This is a genomic window from candidate division Zixibacteria bacterium HGW-Zixibacteria-1 (assembly GCA_002838945.1).
Lineage (GTDB): Bacteria > Zixibacteria > MSB-5A5 > GN15 > PGXB01 > PGXB01.
Genome location: PGXB01000061.1, coordinates 1 through 15,969 on the forward strand (window position 1 = coordinate 1; position 15,969 = coordinate 15,969).

Annotated in this window: 13 protein-coding genes, 1 tRNA gene and 1 pseudogene; all 15 read right to left on the reverse strand. The window is 50.8% G+C overall.

Annotated elements, in window-relative coordinates; all coding sequences use genetic code 11:
• The coding region (locus CVT49_15640) for an elongation factor Tu (GenBank protein ID PKK82049.1) at positions 1–95 on the reverse strand (95 nt) is incomplete at its 3' end.
• A 24-nt stretch (positions 96–119) separates the two neighbouring features.
• A complete protein-coding gene (gene fusA / locus CVT49_15645) occupies positions 120–2,201 on the reverse strand; it encodes an elongation factor G (GenBank protein ID PKK82050.1) in 2,082 nt (693 codons plus the stop codon).
• A 173-nt stretch (positions 2,202–2,374) separates the two neighbouring features.
• Positions 2,375–2,845, reverse strand: a complete 471-nt coding sequence (locus CVT49_15650; protein ID PKK82051.1) for a 30S ribosomal protein S7 — start codon at positions 2,843–2,845, stop codon at positions 2,375–2,377.
• Positions 2,846–2,861: 16 nt separating this feature from the next.
• Positions 2,862–3,236, reverse strand: a complete 375-nt coding sequence (locus CVT49_15655) for a 30S ribosomal protein S12 (GenBank protein PKK82052.1) — start codon at positions 3,234–3,236, stop codon at positions 2,862–2,864.
• Between the two features lie 70 nt (positions 3,237–3,306).
• Complete coding sequence (gene rpoC / locus CVT49_15660; GenBank protein PKK82061.1) at positions 3,307–7,389, reverse strand: DNA-directed RNA polymerase subunit beta'; 4,083 nt, start codon at positions 7,387–7,389, stop codon at positions 3,307–3,309.
• Positions 7,390–7,471: 82 nt separating this feature from the next.
• Positions 7,472–11,242 carry a DNA-directed RNA polymerase subunit beta gene (gene rpoB, locus CVT49_15665; protein PKK82053.1) on the reverse strand — a complete coding sequence of 1,257 codons (3,771 nt, stop codon included), beginning with the start codon at positions 11,240–11,242 and terminating at the stop codon, positions 7,472–7,474.
• A 272-nt stretch (positions 11,243–11,514) separates the two neighbouring features.
• Positions 11,515–11,895 carry a 50S ribosomal protein L7/L12 gene (locus CVT49_15670; GenBank protein PKK82054.1) on the reverse strand — a complete coding sequence of 127 codons (381 nt, stop codon included), beginning with the start codon at positions 11,893–11,895 and terminating at the stop codon, positions 11,515–11,517.
• Between the two features lie 131 nt (positions 11,896–12,026).
• Positions 12,027–12,551 (reverse strand): 50S ribosomal protein L10, encoded by a 525-nt coding sequence (gene rplJ, locus CVT49_15675; protein PKK82055.1) that lies wholly within the window; start codon positions 12,549–12,551, stop codon positions 12,027–12,029.
• 2 nt (positions 12,552–12,553) lie between these two features.
• A complete protein-coding gene (locus tag CVT49_15680) occupies positions 12,554–13,261 on the reverse strand; it encodes a 50S ribosomal protein L1 (protein PKK82056.1) in 708 nt (235 codons plus the stop codon).
• A 55-nt stretch (positions 13,262–13,316) separates the two neighbouring features.
• On the reverse strand, positions 13,317–13,742 hold the full coding sequence (rplK, locus tag CVT49_15685; GenBank protein ID PKK82057.1) for a 50S ribosomal protein L11: 426 nt from the start codon (positions 13,740–13,742) through the stop codon (positions 13,317–13,319).
• A 32-nt stretch (positions 13,743–13,774) separates the two neighbouring features.
• Positions 13,775–14,317, reverse strand: a complete 543-nt coding sequence (locus tag CVT49_15690; protein PKK82058.1) for a transcription termination/antitermination factor NusG — start codon at positions 14,315–14,317, stop codon at positions 13,775–13,777.
• Positions 14,318–14,330: 13 nt separating this feature from the next.
• Positions 14,331–14,516, reverse strand: coding sequence for a preprotein translocase subunit SecE (locus tag CVT49_15695; protein ID PKK82059.1), 186 nt, complete (start codon positions 14,514–14,516; stop codon positions 14,331–14,333).
• A gap of 18 nt (positions 14,517–14,534) precedes the next feature.
• Positions 14,535–14,611, reverse strand: a tRNA-Trp gene (locus CVT49_15700).
• 17 nt (positions 14,612–14,628) lie between these two features.
• On the reverse strand, positions 14,629–14,781 hold the full coding sequence (gene rpmG / locus CVT49_15705) for a 50S ribosomal protein L33 (protein ID PKK82060.1): 153 nt from the start codon (positions 14,779–14,781) through the stop codon (positions 14,629–14,631).
• A 36-nt stretch (positions 14,782–14,817) separates the two neighbouring features.
• Positions 14,818–15,965, reverse strand: a pseudogene (tuf, locus tag CVT49_15710) (elongation factor Tu).
• Between the last annotated feature and the right edge of the window lie 4 nt (positions 15,966–15,969).

Consider the following 15,969-nt stretch of genomic DNA (forward strand, 5'->3'; position numbering starts at 1 on the left):
ATCGCAGCCGTCAATGTCGTCTTACCGTGGTCGACATGTCCAATCGTTCCGACATTAACATGCGGCTTCGTTCTGATAAATTTTTCCTTGGCCATGTGTAAAAACTTCCTCCGTCTATCTTAAGTATACATTAAATTCGCAAACATTTTGGCCGAAACATCTTTGGGCAGCGGTGCATAGGCGGCGAACTGCATGGTGTAAACACCTCTTCCCTGCGAGAGATTTCTGAGGGCGGTGGCATAGCCGAACATTTCGCCGAGTGGAACGGTGGCCGTAATAACCTGAAGGTTATTGCGGGGCACCATGCCGTGAATTTTGCCGCGGCGCTGGTTCAGATCACCAACGACGCTTCCCATATAGGTCTCAGGACAGACCACTTCAACATCCATAACCGGCTCCAGAACGACCGGCTTGGCCCGTTTGGCGGCATCCTCGAATGCCATCGCGGCCGCAATTTCATAGCCGAGTTCGGTGGAATCGATATCGCGCGACGATCCATTTATAAGGCTGATTTTTATTCCGGTTAACGGGTACCCGGCAATGACACCGTTGGACATCGATTGCCTGACACCCTTTTCCACAGCCGCAACAAACTCACGCGGAACACTTTCATCACTGGCTTTATTCTGGAAGGCAAACGGCGTACCATTCGCGGCGGGTTCAACATGAAGGATAACATGGCCGAATTGGTTCTTGCCGCCGGTCTGGCGGTCGAATTTGCCTTCGGCGTCCACCGCCTGAGTAATGGTCTCTTTATAGGCCACCTGCGGTTTTCCGATATTGGCATGAACATGAAATTCACGAATCATGCGATCAATCAGAATATCGAGATGCAGTTCGCCCATTCCGGATATAATGGTCTGACCAGTCTCCGGATTGGTCCTGACCCTGAAAGTCGGATCTTCTTCTTCCAACCGAACCAGAGCCTCATTAAGCTTTTCCTGATCCGCCTTCGATTTCGGCTCAATGGCAACGGCAATCACCGGCTCAGGGAATTGCATAATATCAAGCAGAATGGGATGTTTCGGCGAACAAAGAGTGTCCCCGGTGGTCGTCTTCCTGAAGCCGATTACGGCGACAATATCACCGGCCTGAGCCAGGGCGACATCCTCGCGTTTATTCGAATGCATCCGCAAAATACGCCCGACTCGTTCTTTTATACCGGAGTTGGGATTAAGCAGATATGTTGCCGCAATGATCTCGCCGGAATATACGCGAATATAACAGAGTTTTCCGGCATGAGGATCGGTAACAATTTTGAAGGCCAGAGCAGCGGCCGGTTCCTGTGGATCCGGGCGACGAAACATTTCCTTTTTACCGTCGGTCGAAACTCCCTTTATCGGGGGGAGGTCAATGGGCGCCGGCAGATACTCGACAACGGCATCGAGAAGTTTCTGAATGCCGGTGTTTCTGAGGGCGGAACCGCACAGAACCGGGACAAACGAGCAATCAATTACCGCGGCCCGAATAGCACGGATGATGTCAGCCTTTTCCACCGGTTCGTCGCGCAAAAGTTTACCAAGCAAATCGTCATTGTAATTGGAAACCGCTTCAAGCAATTCATGGCGGGCCTTTTCGGCCGATTCGACCAGATGATCGGGAATAGCTCCCTCTTCGAACCTGGCACCCTGACTTTCCTGATCATATTTTCTATAGTTCATGCCGACCAGATCGACAATCCCTTTGAAGCGATCTTCTTCGCCGTCGGGGATTTGCACCGGGAGGCAGGTGACCGAAAACTTTTCGTTCATTTCTTTAACAGTCCGATAAAAATCGGCCCCGACGCGATCCATTTTGTTGACAAAAGCAATGCGCGGGACGCGATATTTGTCGGCTTGCAGCCAGACTGTTTCGGACTGCGGCTCGACGCCGCCGACGGCACAAAAGAGAGCAACGGCTCCATCGAGAACGCGAAGAGCACGTTCGACTTCAATAGTGAAATCGACATGCCCCGGGGTATCTATGATATTAATTTCATGCTTGTTCCAGTAGCAGGTAGTCGCGGCGGAAGTTATAGTAATCCCTCTCTCCTTTTCCTGCTCCATCCAATCCATGGTTGCAGCACCGTCATCGACTTCACCAATGCGGTGAGTCTTGCCGGTGTAGAAAAGGATACGCTCGGTCGTCGTGGTCTTACCGGCATCGATATGAGCCATGATCCCGATATTCCTGATGAGCTTTAGATCCTTCTTTCCGGACATAAAAAAACCCTACTGAATCAAGGCGGCACTGGCTTCTGACAAGAAATCTTGAGGCCGCAACCGAACTGATTCAGCAGGTTCCCGGTTTACAGCTGTCAAGAAATCTTACCGATTCTCAACAAATGCCTTCAATTAATATCCTTACCTTTTCTTCTTACCTTTCAATAAGTTAACTACCATCTAAAATGCGCAAAAGCCTTATTGGCCTCGGCCATCTTATGAGTATCTTCTTTCTTTTTGATCGAAGCGCCCTCATTATTGGCTGCAGCAACCAACTCGGAGGCCAGTTTTTCACCCATCGTATGTTCGCCCCTCGAAGTGGAAAAGGAGATAACCCATCTGATTGCCAGCGCGGTGCGACGGTCCTGCCGGACTTCGACCGGGACCTGATAAGTGGCGCCGCCGACACGGCGTGATTTAACTTCCAGCACCGGCTTAATATTATTCAGCGCCTTATGAAACACTTCGATACCGGACTGGCCCGTTTTCTTTTCGATACTATCCATGGCGGAATAAAAAATCTTTTCGGCCGTGGATCTTTTGCCTCGCTTCATCAGAAAACCGATGAACTTGGCGACCAGGTAATCACCATATTTGGTGTCCGGAATTAATTCCCTTTTAGTCGGCGTATTCTTTCTTGGCATTACTCACCTTTTCACATTACTTTTTTGGCTTCTTTGCGCCATATTTTGACCGGCTCTGCATTCTGTCGGCCACTCCCGAGGCATCCATGGTGCCGCGAATGATATGATAGCGGACACCGGGAAGGTCCTTAACACGACCGCCGCGAATAAGGACGATGGAATGTTCCTGGAGGTTATGACCTTCTCCAGGAATATATGCAGTAACTTCCATTTGATTAGTCAACCTAACACGGGCAACTTTACGCAGTGCGGAATTCGGCTTCTTCGGCGTCGATGTATAAACTCTTGTGCAGACTCCCCGTTTCTGAGGACTGCCCTTTAACGCCGGTGTGGTAGTCTTCGATTTCACTATCTTCCGGCCTTTTCGTATCAACTGACTAATCCGTGGCAATACAACACCTCCAAAATTACAAAAGCCCAGTCAAAAAGAGATTCGTAATTTATCAAATATGTTTATAATGTCAAGCATTTTCTTGGAAAATATTGGCAACGGACTCATCCGAGTCCCCACCGTGATTTTCCTCATCTTCCGTCAGGACCGTAACGCCGTGGTAAATTTCCACGCCGGTGCCGGCCGGAATCAAATGCCCGATAATTACATTTTCCTTAAGACCCCTTAAATGGTCTATTTTTCCGTTAATGGCCGCCTCGGTCAAAACCTTGGTGGTTTCCTGGAACGACGCCGCCGAAATAAAGCTTTCGGTTGACAGCGACGCCTTGGTTATACCCAGAAGAAGCGGTTCAAAAGTGGCCGGCTCGCCGCCTTCAGCGATTACCCGGTCATTTTCGGACGCGAACTTCAGCCGATCGACCTGTTCGCGCTCAAGGAAATTAGTGTCGCCGGGATGCTCCACTCTGACTTTCTGAAGCATCTGGCGCACAATTACCTCGATATGCTTATCATTTATCTTAACACCTTGCAGACGATAGACTTCCTGGATTTCGTTCACCAGATATTCCTGCACCCGGTTGACCCCGGACACCTTCAAAATATCATGGGGGTCAATGGACCCTTCGCAGAGACTGTCGCCGGCCATAACCCGATCGCCGTCATGGACATGGAGGTGGCGACCGTGCGGAATCAAATATTCCGTGGTCTCGCCTTCATCGCCCTGGACAAAGATCTGCTGCTGACCCCTGACAGTCTTGCCGAATTCGACATTACCGTCAACCTCGGAAATAACGGCCGGATCATGCGGTTTGCGAGCCTCGAACAGCTCGGCAACGCGCGGTAAACCGCCGGTAATATCGCGGGTTTTTGAAATCTGACGCGGAATCTTGACCAGGAATTCGCCGGCATCAGCCGCCTGTCCCGCCTGAACAAGCAGGTGCGCCCCGGTCGGAATACGGTAACTGCCAAGCTCTTTGCCCTTGGGATTCTGGATGATAATGGTCGGGAAAAGAGCCTTTTCACGTTCTTCAACAATAATCGGCTGAATCAAACCGGTGGTTTCATCGAGTTCCTCTCGGAGAGAAACATCGGGGATGATATCTTTGAAGACAATTTTACCGCCAAATTCTGAGACGATGGTGTTGGAATAAGGATCCCATTCGAAAATTGTGTCACCTTTCGTGATTGCGGCATCTTCTTTAACCACAAGGACCGAACCATAAGGGATTTTCATCCGGGAACGGACCCGCCCACGATCGTCGATAACATGAATCTCACCTTCTCGGCCCGTAACAATGCGGGTTTCATCGGGACGACTGATGGTCTTGACATTAATATAGACCACCTTGCCGTTATATTTCGACTCAACTTTCGATTGCTCCGCAATACGGGCGGCGGCACCACCGATATGGAAAGTTCGCAGGGTCAGCTGAGTGCCCGGCTCGCCGATCGACTGGGCGGCAATAACACCTACAGCCTCACCGATATCAACCAATCTCATGGACGAAAGATTACGGCCGTAGCAGTCGCGACAAACACCGCGCGGTGATTCGCAGGTCAAAACCGAACGGATTCGAACCGAATCAATACCGGCATCCTCGATAGCCACGGAATGATCTTCCCGGATCTCCTGACCGGCTTCGACAATAATTTCATCGGTAATTGGATCAAAGACATCTTCCAGGGCAACACGGCCGAGAATACGGTCGCGAAGCGATTCGATTACTTCTTCACCCTCTTTAAGGGCATAGGTATTCAGCCCCAGAATGGTATTGCAATTATCTTCGGTAATAATCACATCCTGGGCGACATCGACCAGACGGCGGGTCAGATAACCGGCGTCGGCCGTCTTCAAGGCAGTATCAGCCAGACCTTTTCGGGCTCCATGAGTGGAAATGAAGTACTCCATCACCGAGAGACCTTCGCGGAAGTTTGAAATAATCGGCGACTCAATAATTTCGCCGACGCCGCCGGTGATTTTCTTCTGCGGTTTTGCCATCAAACCGCGCATTCCGGCCAACTGACGGATCTGCTCCTTGGAACCACGGGCGCCGGAATCAGCCATCATGTAAATCGGGTTGAAGCCCTGGCGATCCCGGGCCAGATTCTCAAACATAACCTGGGCCACCTCTGAGGTTGTCTTGGTCCAGACGTCGATTACCTGATTATATCGTTCACCGTTAGTAATGACACCGCGCTCATATCGTTTAGTAATTTTGGCAACCTGCTTCTTGGCTTCTTCAATTAAACCGGCCTTTTCTTCCGGGATAAGCATATCGTCAATTGATATGGTAATCCCGGCCAGGGTGGCATATTCAAAACCGAGCTTTTTTAACTTATCAAGAAATTCGACGGTTCGAGCGTTACCGACCTGGCGGTAACAGTCAAGCACCAACTGTTCCATTTTTGCCTTGGCGGCCACCTCGTTAAAGAACGGCATTTCCTTGGGCATAATCTGATTAAAAATCACTCTTCCGGGCGATGTTTCTACCAAACTGCCATTCATCCTGATCTTAACCTGGGCGTGCAGCTCGACCTGGTCGCCGGCATACGCCGCCAGCGCTTCATCGGTGTCGTAAAAGGCCATGCCTTCACCCTTGGCTCCGGACCTGGTTTTGGTCAGGTAATAGCAGCCGATAACCATATCCTGCGACGGCACCGCGACCGGGCGGCCGGAGGACGGCAGCAGAAGATTATTGGAGGCCAGCATCAGCATGCGGGCCTCAAGCTGGGCCTCGAAGGACAGCGGAATATGAACCGCCATCTGGTCGCCGTCGAAGTCGGCATTGAAAGCCGCGCAGACGAGCGGATGCAGACGTATGGCTTTGCCCTCGACAAGAACCGGGTAGAAGGCCTGGATGCCCAGACGATGCAGAGTCGGGGCGCGGTTCAGCAGAATGGGATGGTCCTCGATGATTTCTTCGAGAATATCCCAGACCTCGGGGCGTTCTCTTTCGACCAGCTTTTTAGCGGACTTGACGGTTTGAACATAGCCTTTCTCCTCAAGCTTCATGATGATGAAGGGCTTGAACAGTTCCAGGGCCATGTTTTTCGGCAGACCGCATTGATATAGTTTTAATTCGGGACCAACCACAATAACCGAGCGGCCCGAATAATCGACACGCTTGCCGAGCAGATTCTGGCGGAAGCGTCCCTGTTTGCCTTTCAGAAGATCGGACAGTGACTTGAGGGGCCGCTTGGAATCGCCGCGAACGGAATGGGTCCGGCGGCCGTTATCGAAGAGAGCGTCAACCGCTTCCTGTAACATTCTTTTCTCATTGCGCAGAATGACATCCGGCGCCTGAATATCCATAAGTTTTTTCAACCGGTTGTTGCGGTTGATGACACGGCGATAAAGGTCATTCAGGTCGGACGTGGCAAAGCGGCCGCCTTCAAGAGGCACCAGCGGGCGAAGATCGGGCGGGATAACCGGAATCGTACTCATCACCATCCATTCAGGATGGTTGGTCGACTGCCGGAAGGCCTCGATAATCTTCAGCCGTTTCAAAGCATCTTTCTGTCTCTGGACAGAGGTTTCGACCTTGACCTGGGTGCGAAGATCGATGGCAAGCTGCTCGATATCCATCCGGGAAAGCAATTCGCGAACGGCATCGGCACCCATCCGGGCATCAAACTCTTTGCCGCTTTCTTCCAGTTCAAGATATTCCTCTTCGGTAATGATATCCCGCTCCTGATAGGAAGTGTTACCGGGATCGATCATTATATAAGATTCGTAGTAGATGATTTTTTCCAGCTCGCGGACAGACAGATCCAGCAGATAACCTATACGTGACGGAAGTGATTTCACAAACCAGATATGAGTGACGGGCACGGCCAGTTCGATATGCCCCATTCTTTCGCGCCGCACCTTGGATAATGTCACCTCTACTCCGCAGCGGTCGCAGACAATACCGCGGAAGCGAATCCTTTTGTACTTGCCACAGTTACATTCCCAATCCTTAACGGGCCCGAAGATTCTCTCGCAAAAGAGCCCGTCCCGTTCCGGCTTGAACGACCGGTAATTGATAGTCTCAGGTTTGGTAACTTCACCAAAGGACCATGAAAGGATGGTCTCGGGGGAAGCCAACTGAACCTGAATCGCAGAAAAATCCGACGGCTTTTTCTGCTGAACTCTCGGGATGTTTGAAGGCAGGTTAACCACTGTTTAACTCCTTTTATCTCATTGCCGGTCAACGGCATCTGTTTTCAATAAAATCATCAAAATCTATAAAAAACTACTTCTCAATAAGTCTGACATCCAGACCGAGTCCCTGCAATTCCTTGACAAGGACATTAAACGATTCGGGGATGCCCGGTTCGGGCGGGTTTTCACCCTTCACAATGGCCTCATAAACCTTGCTTCGGCCGGTCACATCATCTGATTTTACTGTCAGAAGTTCCTGCAGGGTGTAGGCGGCACCGTATGCCTCCATGGCCCAGACTTCCATTTCACCGAACCGCTGGCCGCCGAATTGAGCCTTGCCGCCCAGAGGCTGTTGTGTAACAAGGCTGTAGGGGCCGATTGAGCGGGCATGGATTTTGTCGTCAACCAGATGTGACAGTTTCATCATATAAATGATGCCGACGGTAATCTCGCTGGCGAATGACACGCCCGTATAACCGTCGTACATCTTAACCTTGCCGCTGACCGGAAGACCGGATTTCTCAAGCATTTCCTTGATCTGATCATGACTGGCGCCGTCGAAAACCGGCGTGGCCACTTTGATGTTGAGCTTGCTGGCGGCCCATCCCAGGTGAGTTTCGAGCACCTGGCCCACGTTCATACGCGACGGCACGCCGAGCGGATTCAACAAAATGTCAACCGGAGTTCCATCTTCAAGATACGGCATGTCCTCGACCGGGACAATCTTGGACACAACGCCTTTATTACCATGGCGTCCCGCCATTTTATCACCGACCGACAGCTTGCGCCGAATAGCAACTTTGACCTTGACCAGCTGCCTGACTCCGGGAGGCAGTTCGGCGCCGCGGACAATCTTATCGATTTCAACGGCCATCTCATCTTCCTTGACGGCAATCAGCCTGGCCGCTTCTTCAAGAACCTTGTCCGCCTTCTTGCTGATATTGGCATTACTGCCGTATCCGTCCGGAGCAAAGGCCGAATCGAAATCGAATTTCAGCAAAAATTCTTCATCATATTTATGGCCGGCACGAACTATTACGGAATTATCGATTTTGGACCGGACCGTATTACTGGATTCGCCGCTGAGAATCTCGGCTATCCGTTTATTGCGATGCTCGATAATGCCGTTCTTAATTTTGCCAAAGCGCCGTTTAATCTGAGCAATATCATTTTTTTCGGCTTTCTTGGCATCTTCGGTTCTTTCTTTTCTGGAAAAAACCTTGGTATCGATGACAATACCCTTCATGCCGGGCGGCGCTTTCAACGAAGCGTCCTTCACGTCACCGGCTTTTTCGCCAAAGATGGCGCGAAGCAGTCTTTCCTCGGGCGACAGTTCGGTTTCACCCTTGGGGGTCACTTTTCCGACCAGAATATCACCTGCCTCGATTTCGGCACCGACACGGACAATACCGCGTTCATCCATATTCAGCAGGGCTTCTTCAGACACATTGGGAATTTCCCGCGTGATTTCTTCGGCGCCGCGCTTGGTGTCGCGGACCTGCAATTCGAATTCCTCGATATGAATCGACGAGAAGACATCGTCACGGATTAATTTTTCCGAAATAATAATAGCGTCTTCATAGTTGTACCCGCGCCACGGCATAAAGCCGACCAGAACGTTATACCCAAGGGCCAGTTCGCCGGCATCGGTGGCCGGGCCATCGGCAATTACCTGACCTTTTTCAACATGGTCGCCCTCTTCGACAATCGGCTTATAGCTGATGCAGGTATCCTGGTTGGAGCGACGGAATTTAGTCAGAGGATATTCATCGTCCTCGAAGTATCCCAACTCGCTCTCTTTCGGTTTAACGTCGGGCTTGATGATAATTTTGCTTGCCGCCGCATAGATAACGGTCCCGGGCTGGCGGGCGACAACAGCCGCCCCGGAATCGACGGCCACTTTATGCTCCATGCCGGTACCGACCACGGGTGACTGTGTAACCAGAAGCGGAACGGCCTGGCGCTGCATGTTTGAACCCATAAGGGCACGGTTGGCATCATCGTGATCGAGGAAAGGAATCATCGAGGCGGCCACCGAAACCAACTGCCTCGGAGACACTTCCATATAGTTGATTTTGTCCGGCGCAACGATAGGATAATCGGTCCGGGCGCGCGCCCTGATAGTCTCATTAATGAGCTTGCCGTTCTTGTCGTTCTTCTCGTCGGACTGGGCAATAATATACCGGTCTTCTTCATCGGCACTGAGATATGAGATTTCTTCAGTTACCCGCCCGTTGACAACTTTGCGATACGGTGTTTCCAGGAATCCGTATTTATTAATTCTGGCGAAAGTGGCCATCGAGGCAATCAAACCAATGTTGGGACCTTCAGGAGTTTCAATAGGACAAATACGGCCGTAGTGGGTATGATGCACATCGCGGACCTCAAACCCGGCTCGTTCACGGGTAAGCCCGCCCGGTCCCAGAGCCGACAAGCGGCGTTTGTGGGTCAACTCGGCCAGAGGGTTGGTCTGGTCCATGAACTGGGAAAGCTGCGACGATCCGAAGAAAGTATCGATGACGGCCGAAACCGTTCTGGCATTCACAAGAAGCTGAGGCGTAATGGGATCGCTATCCTTAAGAGACAATCTTTCACGGATCGATTTGGCGACGCGCGAAAGACCGACCGAAAACAGATTCGACAGCAGTTCGCCGACGGTTCTGGCGCGACGATTGCCCAGATGATCGATATCATCCACAAAACCGATGCCGTTGCGCAGGCCGATCAGGTAGACGATAATGCTGGCGAAGTCTTTCAGGTCAAGAATCGTCTTGTCGAGAGGAATATCGAGGCTGAGCCGCTGATTAATCATGTAGCGGCCGACTTCACCCAGATCGTAGCGTTTGGTATTAAAGAACAATTTTTCCAGCAGGGCCTCGGCCATCTCCATCGTGGGCGGTTCGCCCGGACGAAGCAGCGAGTATATTTTGGCCAGCGCCTCTTCCCGCGATTTGGCCGGGTCCTTTCTGATTGTATTGATAATCACCAGGGCATCACGAGGATTTTCCTTCCGGACCATTTTCAGTTTCTTAATCTTCAGTTCTTTAAGGGCATCCAGAAGTTTGACGGTCAGGGCATCGCCGGCGCTCACGGCAACCTCGCCGGTCTCTTTATCCACGACTGACTCCGCCGCGACATATTCATCGATCTCCTCTTCCTTGATGCTCGACAAATCGAAAGCTTCAACCTTATAGAAAGCTTTGATCAGTTCTTCATCGGTGGAATATGAAATGGCGCGCAGGAGCGTGGTAACGGTCAGCTTGCGCCGGGAATCGATATGAACATGCATGACGTCATTGACGTCGATAATAAACTCAAGCCAGCTGCCGCGATATGGAATAATCCGTGCGGAATAAAGCAATTTACCGTTGGGATGCACCTGTTCGTCAAAGAAAACACCGGGTGAACGGTGCAACTGACTGACAATTACGCGTTCGGCGCCATTAATAACAAAGGTGCCCCATTGCGTAATGAGCGGCAGTTCGCCCAGATAAACATCCTGCTCAATAATTTCCTTGACTTCCTTCTGTTCTCCTTCGGTCTGGTAAGAGATTAATCGGAGAGTCGCTCTCAAGGGAGCGGCAAAGGTCATATTCCTTTCGCGGCACTCATCGACCGAATAACGGGGGGTTCCAAGAGTATAACGGACAAACTCGAGAGAATAGTTTTCATTAATATCGGAGATGGGAAAGATTTCTGTAAATATCTGCTGAAGGCCATAATTGATTCTTTTATCAGGCCGAACTTCAGTCTGAAGAAAACTATTATAAGAATCCAAAAGGACTTCCAGCAGATTCGGCATTTCGGCCGCTTCCGGAATTGTTTGATAACTAAGTCTTTCGACTGTTTTTTTGCGTGCCAAAATATCCTCCTCTTAGATTTTATAAAAACGCCCCAGCCACAGATTCGTGCAGATGCGAAATGGGATATTAGAAACGAATGTAAAAAGCCATAAACTTCGCATCGGCGATTCTGCTTTTCATTACTTCATGCCCTGACAAATTATCTAAGTAATTTGTCTCAGGGGCCAATTCAACAGCCTCTTCGCCGGACAATAAAACATTTCGGGATAATCCGAAACACCCCACGGTGTAACAGATCAACAATCTAAAAGTTCCCTGCCCGGGGAAATATCTACTTAATCTCAACCTGGGCGCCGACTTCCTGCAATTTCTCCACTGCAGCCTGAGCCTCTTCCTTGGAAATACCTTCCTTGACTTTCGAAGGGGCACTGTCGACCAGATCTTTGGCTTCTTTCAGACCGAGACTAGTAAGCTCACGGACAACCTTGATAACCTGAATCTTCTTATCTCCAGCCGCGTTAAGAACCACATCAAATTCCGTCTTTTCAACCACTTCCGCCGCACCGCCGGCTGCAGCCGGAGCCGCCGCCATCGCCGCCATCGGAGTGACACCAAACTTATCCTGGATCGCTTTCGAAAGATCAGCCAGGTCCATCGCAGATAGTGAAGCTATCTTCTCGACGATTTCGTTGATTACAGGATTGTCAGCCATTTTCTTTATCCTTTCAATTTTCTTTTCAGAACTTATTTTAATTTTTCCCGGCCATTTCTACCGAATCCAACGAGCGGGCGAGATCCCGTTGAGAAGCTTGATCCGAAAACGACCTGAAGCCCTTGTTTTACTTATCCTCTTTCTTTGGCCAGCGCATCGATGGTGGCAACCAGTTCCTGCATAACAGCATTCACTGAGCCGATCAGGGCCTGGAACGGCGATTCGACCGCACCAATCAACTGAGCCAGCAATATATCCCTCGGAGGCAGTTCGGCCAGACGGACAATATCGGAACCCTTATATAGTTCCTTGTCAAGCACGAAGGCTTTTATGACCGGCTTCTCCTTGGTTTTAAATGAATCATAGAGAATCTTGGCCGGAACTGCCGGATCATCGGTTCCGAAAGCAATCGCCGTCGGGCCCGAGAGAAATTCGACAATATTTTCGTAACCGGCATCTTTGGCCGCGATTTTCACCAATGTATTTTTTGCAACCAGGTACTTGATCGAATTCTCTCTCAAGTTTTTCCGGAGAAGGGTTATATCTTCCACATTCAATCCGGAATAATCAGTAATAAAGAAGGATTTGGCTTCCTCCATAAACTTCCTGACGTCATCGACAACTGTAACTTTTTCTGCTTTAGGCATATCGATCACCCCTATTTCTTCATATCAGCCAGGACAGCTTGATGGTCAAGTTTAATACCCACGCCCATGGTTGAGCAAATCGACAGGCCTTTCATGTAAGTTCCTTTGGCCGATGACGGTTTGGCTTTCATCAGAGCATCAACAAAAGTATTAAAGTTTTCGGCCAGCTGTTCCTGTGTAAAGGAAACCTTGCCGATCGGAACGGCGATATTGGCCTGACGGTCGACACGGTATTCGATTCGACCGGCTTTAAGTTCCTTGACGGAACGCGCCACATCGAGAGTCACGGTTCCCGATTTGGGGTTGGGCATCAGCCCGCGTGCGCCCAAAATCTTACCGAGACGGCCGACAACTTTCATCATATCCGGGGTGGCCACGGCAACATCAAAATCCGTCCAGCCTCCCTGTATTTTTTCGACCAATTCCTGCGAGCCGACGAAATCGGCGCCGGCGGCCTTGGCCTCTTCTTCCTTTTCTCCCTGGGCGAAAACGAGCACACGCACCTTGCGACCGGTTCCATGCGGAAGCGCGACGGTTCCGCGAACCATTTGATCGGCATGTTTCGGATTCACCCCCAGCCGGGCGGCAACTTCCACCGTCTCATCGAATTTGCAGAAGCTGTATTCCTTGATGATTTTTAAGGCTTCATCAAGTGGATATGTCTTGGTGCGATCGACATGTTCCCGATAGCCTTTGTACTTCTTTGATCGTTTCATAATCTCCTATTCTCCCCGTGCGCGATTTGCATCGGACAGGTGCAATCGAATAATGTTGTTAATCCACCACATCCAGCCCCATCGAACGGGCGGTTCCGGCCACCATCGCCATTGCGTTTTCGATACTGGCGGCATTAAGATCAACCATTTTCAGCTCGGCGATCTCGCGAATCTGTTTCAGGCTGACGGAGCCCACTTTATTGCGGTTGGGTTCTCCGGACCCTTTCGGGACGCTGGCTGCTTTCTTTAACAAAACCGATGCGGGCGGCGTTTTGGTCACAAATGTGAATGTCTTATCGGTGTAAACCGTAATCACCACCGGAGTGATAATGCCGCCGAGGTTTTGCGTTTTGGCATTAAACGCCTTGCAGAATTCCATGATATTCAGGCCATGCTGTCCCAGTGCCGGTCCGACCGGCGGGGCCGGGTTGGCATTACCCGCAGGAATCTGCAACTTAATTGTTGTGTTTACCTTTTTAGCCAATTTACTATCTCCAAAAACTGAATTCTATCCGGTCAGGACTTCTGCTTAACAGGTTCAATCTGCAGGAAATCAAGCTCGACGGGCGTCGGGCGACCAAAAATCGAGACCATAACCTTTATTTTCTTTCGCTCCATATTGACTTCGCTGACAAAACCGGCAAAATCGGCAAAAGGTCCGTCAATGACCTTGACCGAATCACCGGCCTTGTAAGGAACATCGGAAACCTCAGCGGTGCGGGAACGATCCACCTGCCCCATTATCCGATCTACTTCCTTGGGTTTGAGTGGATGCGGTTTGCCGCCGGCGCCCACAAAATTGGTGATGCTGGGGGCATTTATGACCAGGTTCTGAGTCACCTGATCCAGCTCCATCTCCACCAATATATAACTGGGCAGAAATTTCTTGGTCGAGGTGGTCCTCTTACCCTGCTTCATCTCGGTCACCTGCTCGGTCGGAATCAGAATCTGACCGAATTTTTCCTGAAGGCCGGCGGTTTCGATAACCGACTCAAGATATTTCTTGGCCTTCTGCTCGTGACCGGAATATGTATGAACTGCATACCAGCGTAAAGTCATGAGTGTACCTGCCTCATCCAAAAATGACTCGGGTCGCCAAAGCCAGTAACCGGTCGACAAAGCCGATAAAGACGGAAATGATGACGGTAACAACCACCGTCACTATTGTCGATCCAATCAGCTCACGCCTTGTCGGCCAGGTGACCTTTTTAAGTTCAGCCCGAACTTCCTTTAAGAACTTTACAAAATTTGCAAACATTTTTAACCTTTATCTTATTAGCAGGCCAGGAGGGACTCGAACCCCCAACATCCGGTTTTGGAGACCGGCGCTCTAACCATTGGAGCTACTGGCCTGTAAATTCAATTCGACGTTACCGCGTCTCCTTGTGCGCCGTGTGTTTATTGCAAAACGGGCAATATTTCTTAAACTCCACTCGCTCCGGATGAGTCCGTTTATTCTTGGTCATAAAGTAATTGCGCTGCTTGCAATCGTTACAGGCCAAAATGATTTTGTCTCTCGGCATAACAGCATTCTCTCAGTCTATAGTTATGTATCCAATTTACTCAATTATCTCGGCAATAACGCCGGCGCCGACGGTCCGGCCGCCTTCGCGGATGGCAAAACGCAGTTCCTTCTCCATCGCGATCGGAGTCTGAAGCTCCGCGAGCCCGTCACGTCCGTCGTCCGAAAATAAAACTGCGGACGATAACCGTTGAAAAACGGCGTGTGACGACCGCCCTCTTCCTTGCTCAAAACATATATCCCCGCCTTGAATTTCTTGTGCGGCGTGATCGAGCCCGGTTTCGCAACCACCATCCCGCGCTCAATCTCGTCCTTGTCGATACCACGAAGTAGCAAACCGACATTGTCGCCCGCTTCGCCCGAATCAAGGATCTTACGGAACATCTCAACACCCGTGCAAACCGTCTTGCGCGTGTCGCGAATCCCGACCAGCTCGACTTCCTCACCTATCTTCACACGGCCACGCTCGATACGACCCGTCCCGACCGTCCCGCGGCCGGTGATCGAGAAAACGTCCTCAACCGGCATCAAAAACGGCTTATCAATGTCCCGCTGCGGCTGCGGAATGTACGTGTCCAGCGCCTCCAGCAACTCGTAAATCGACTTGAACGATTCGTCGTCCTTTATGTTCGGGTCGGAGGCCTTCGTCATCGCCTGCAAAGCCGAGCCCCGGATAACCGGAATATCATCACCGGGAAACTGATACTTCGTCAGCAAATCGCGAACCTCAAGCTCGACCAGATCCAGCAACTCCGGATCATCGACCATGTCGACTTTATTCATATAAACAACGATATAAGGAACACCCACCTGACGGGCCAGCAGAATATGCTCCCGCGTCTGAGGCATCGGGCCGTCCGCCGCCGAGACCACCAGCACCGCACCGTCCATCTGGGCCGCACCCGTTATCATGTTCTTGATATAATCGGCGTGTCCCGGACAGTCAACATGCGCGTAGTGACGCTTGTCCGTCTCATACTCGACATGCGCCGTCGCTATCGTGATGCCGCGTTCACGCTCTTCGGGAGCATTGTCGATCGAATCAAACGTCCGAATCGCCGAATGTCCCTTCCGCGACAACACCATCGTCATCGCAGCCGTCAATGTCGTCTTACCGTGGTCGACATGTCCAATCGTTCCGACATTAACATGCGGCTTCGTTCTGATAAATTTTTCCTTGGCCATGTGT

Excerpts from the sequence above, each read along its gene's own strand:
- rpmG (PKK82060.1), bottom strand. The coding sequence starts at position 14,781 with ATGCCGAGAGACAAAATCATTTTGGCCTGTAACGATTGCAAGCAGCGC.
- CVT49_15690 (PKK82058.1), bottom strand. The coding sequence starts at position 14,317 with ATGACTTTACGCTGGTATGCAGTTCATACATATTCCGGTCACGAGCAG.
- CVT49_15695 (PKK82059.1), bottom strand. The coding sequence starts at position 14,516 with ATGTTTGCAAATTTTGTAAAGTTCTTAAAGGAAGTTCGGGCTGAACTT.
- CVT49_15670 (PKK82054.1), bottom strand. The coding sequence starts at position 11,895 with ATGGCTGACAATCCTGTAATCAACGAAATCGTCGAGAAGATAGCTTCA.
- CVT49_15650 (PKK82051.1), bottom strand. The coding sequence starts at position 2,845 with ATGCCAAGAAAGAATACGCCGACTAAAAGGGAATTAATTCCGGACACC.
- fusA (PKK82050.1), bottom strand. The coding sequence starts at position 2,201 with ATGTCCGGAAAGAAGGATCTAAAGCTCATCAGGAATATCGGGATCATG.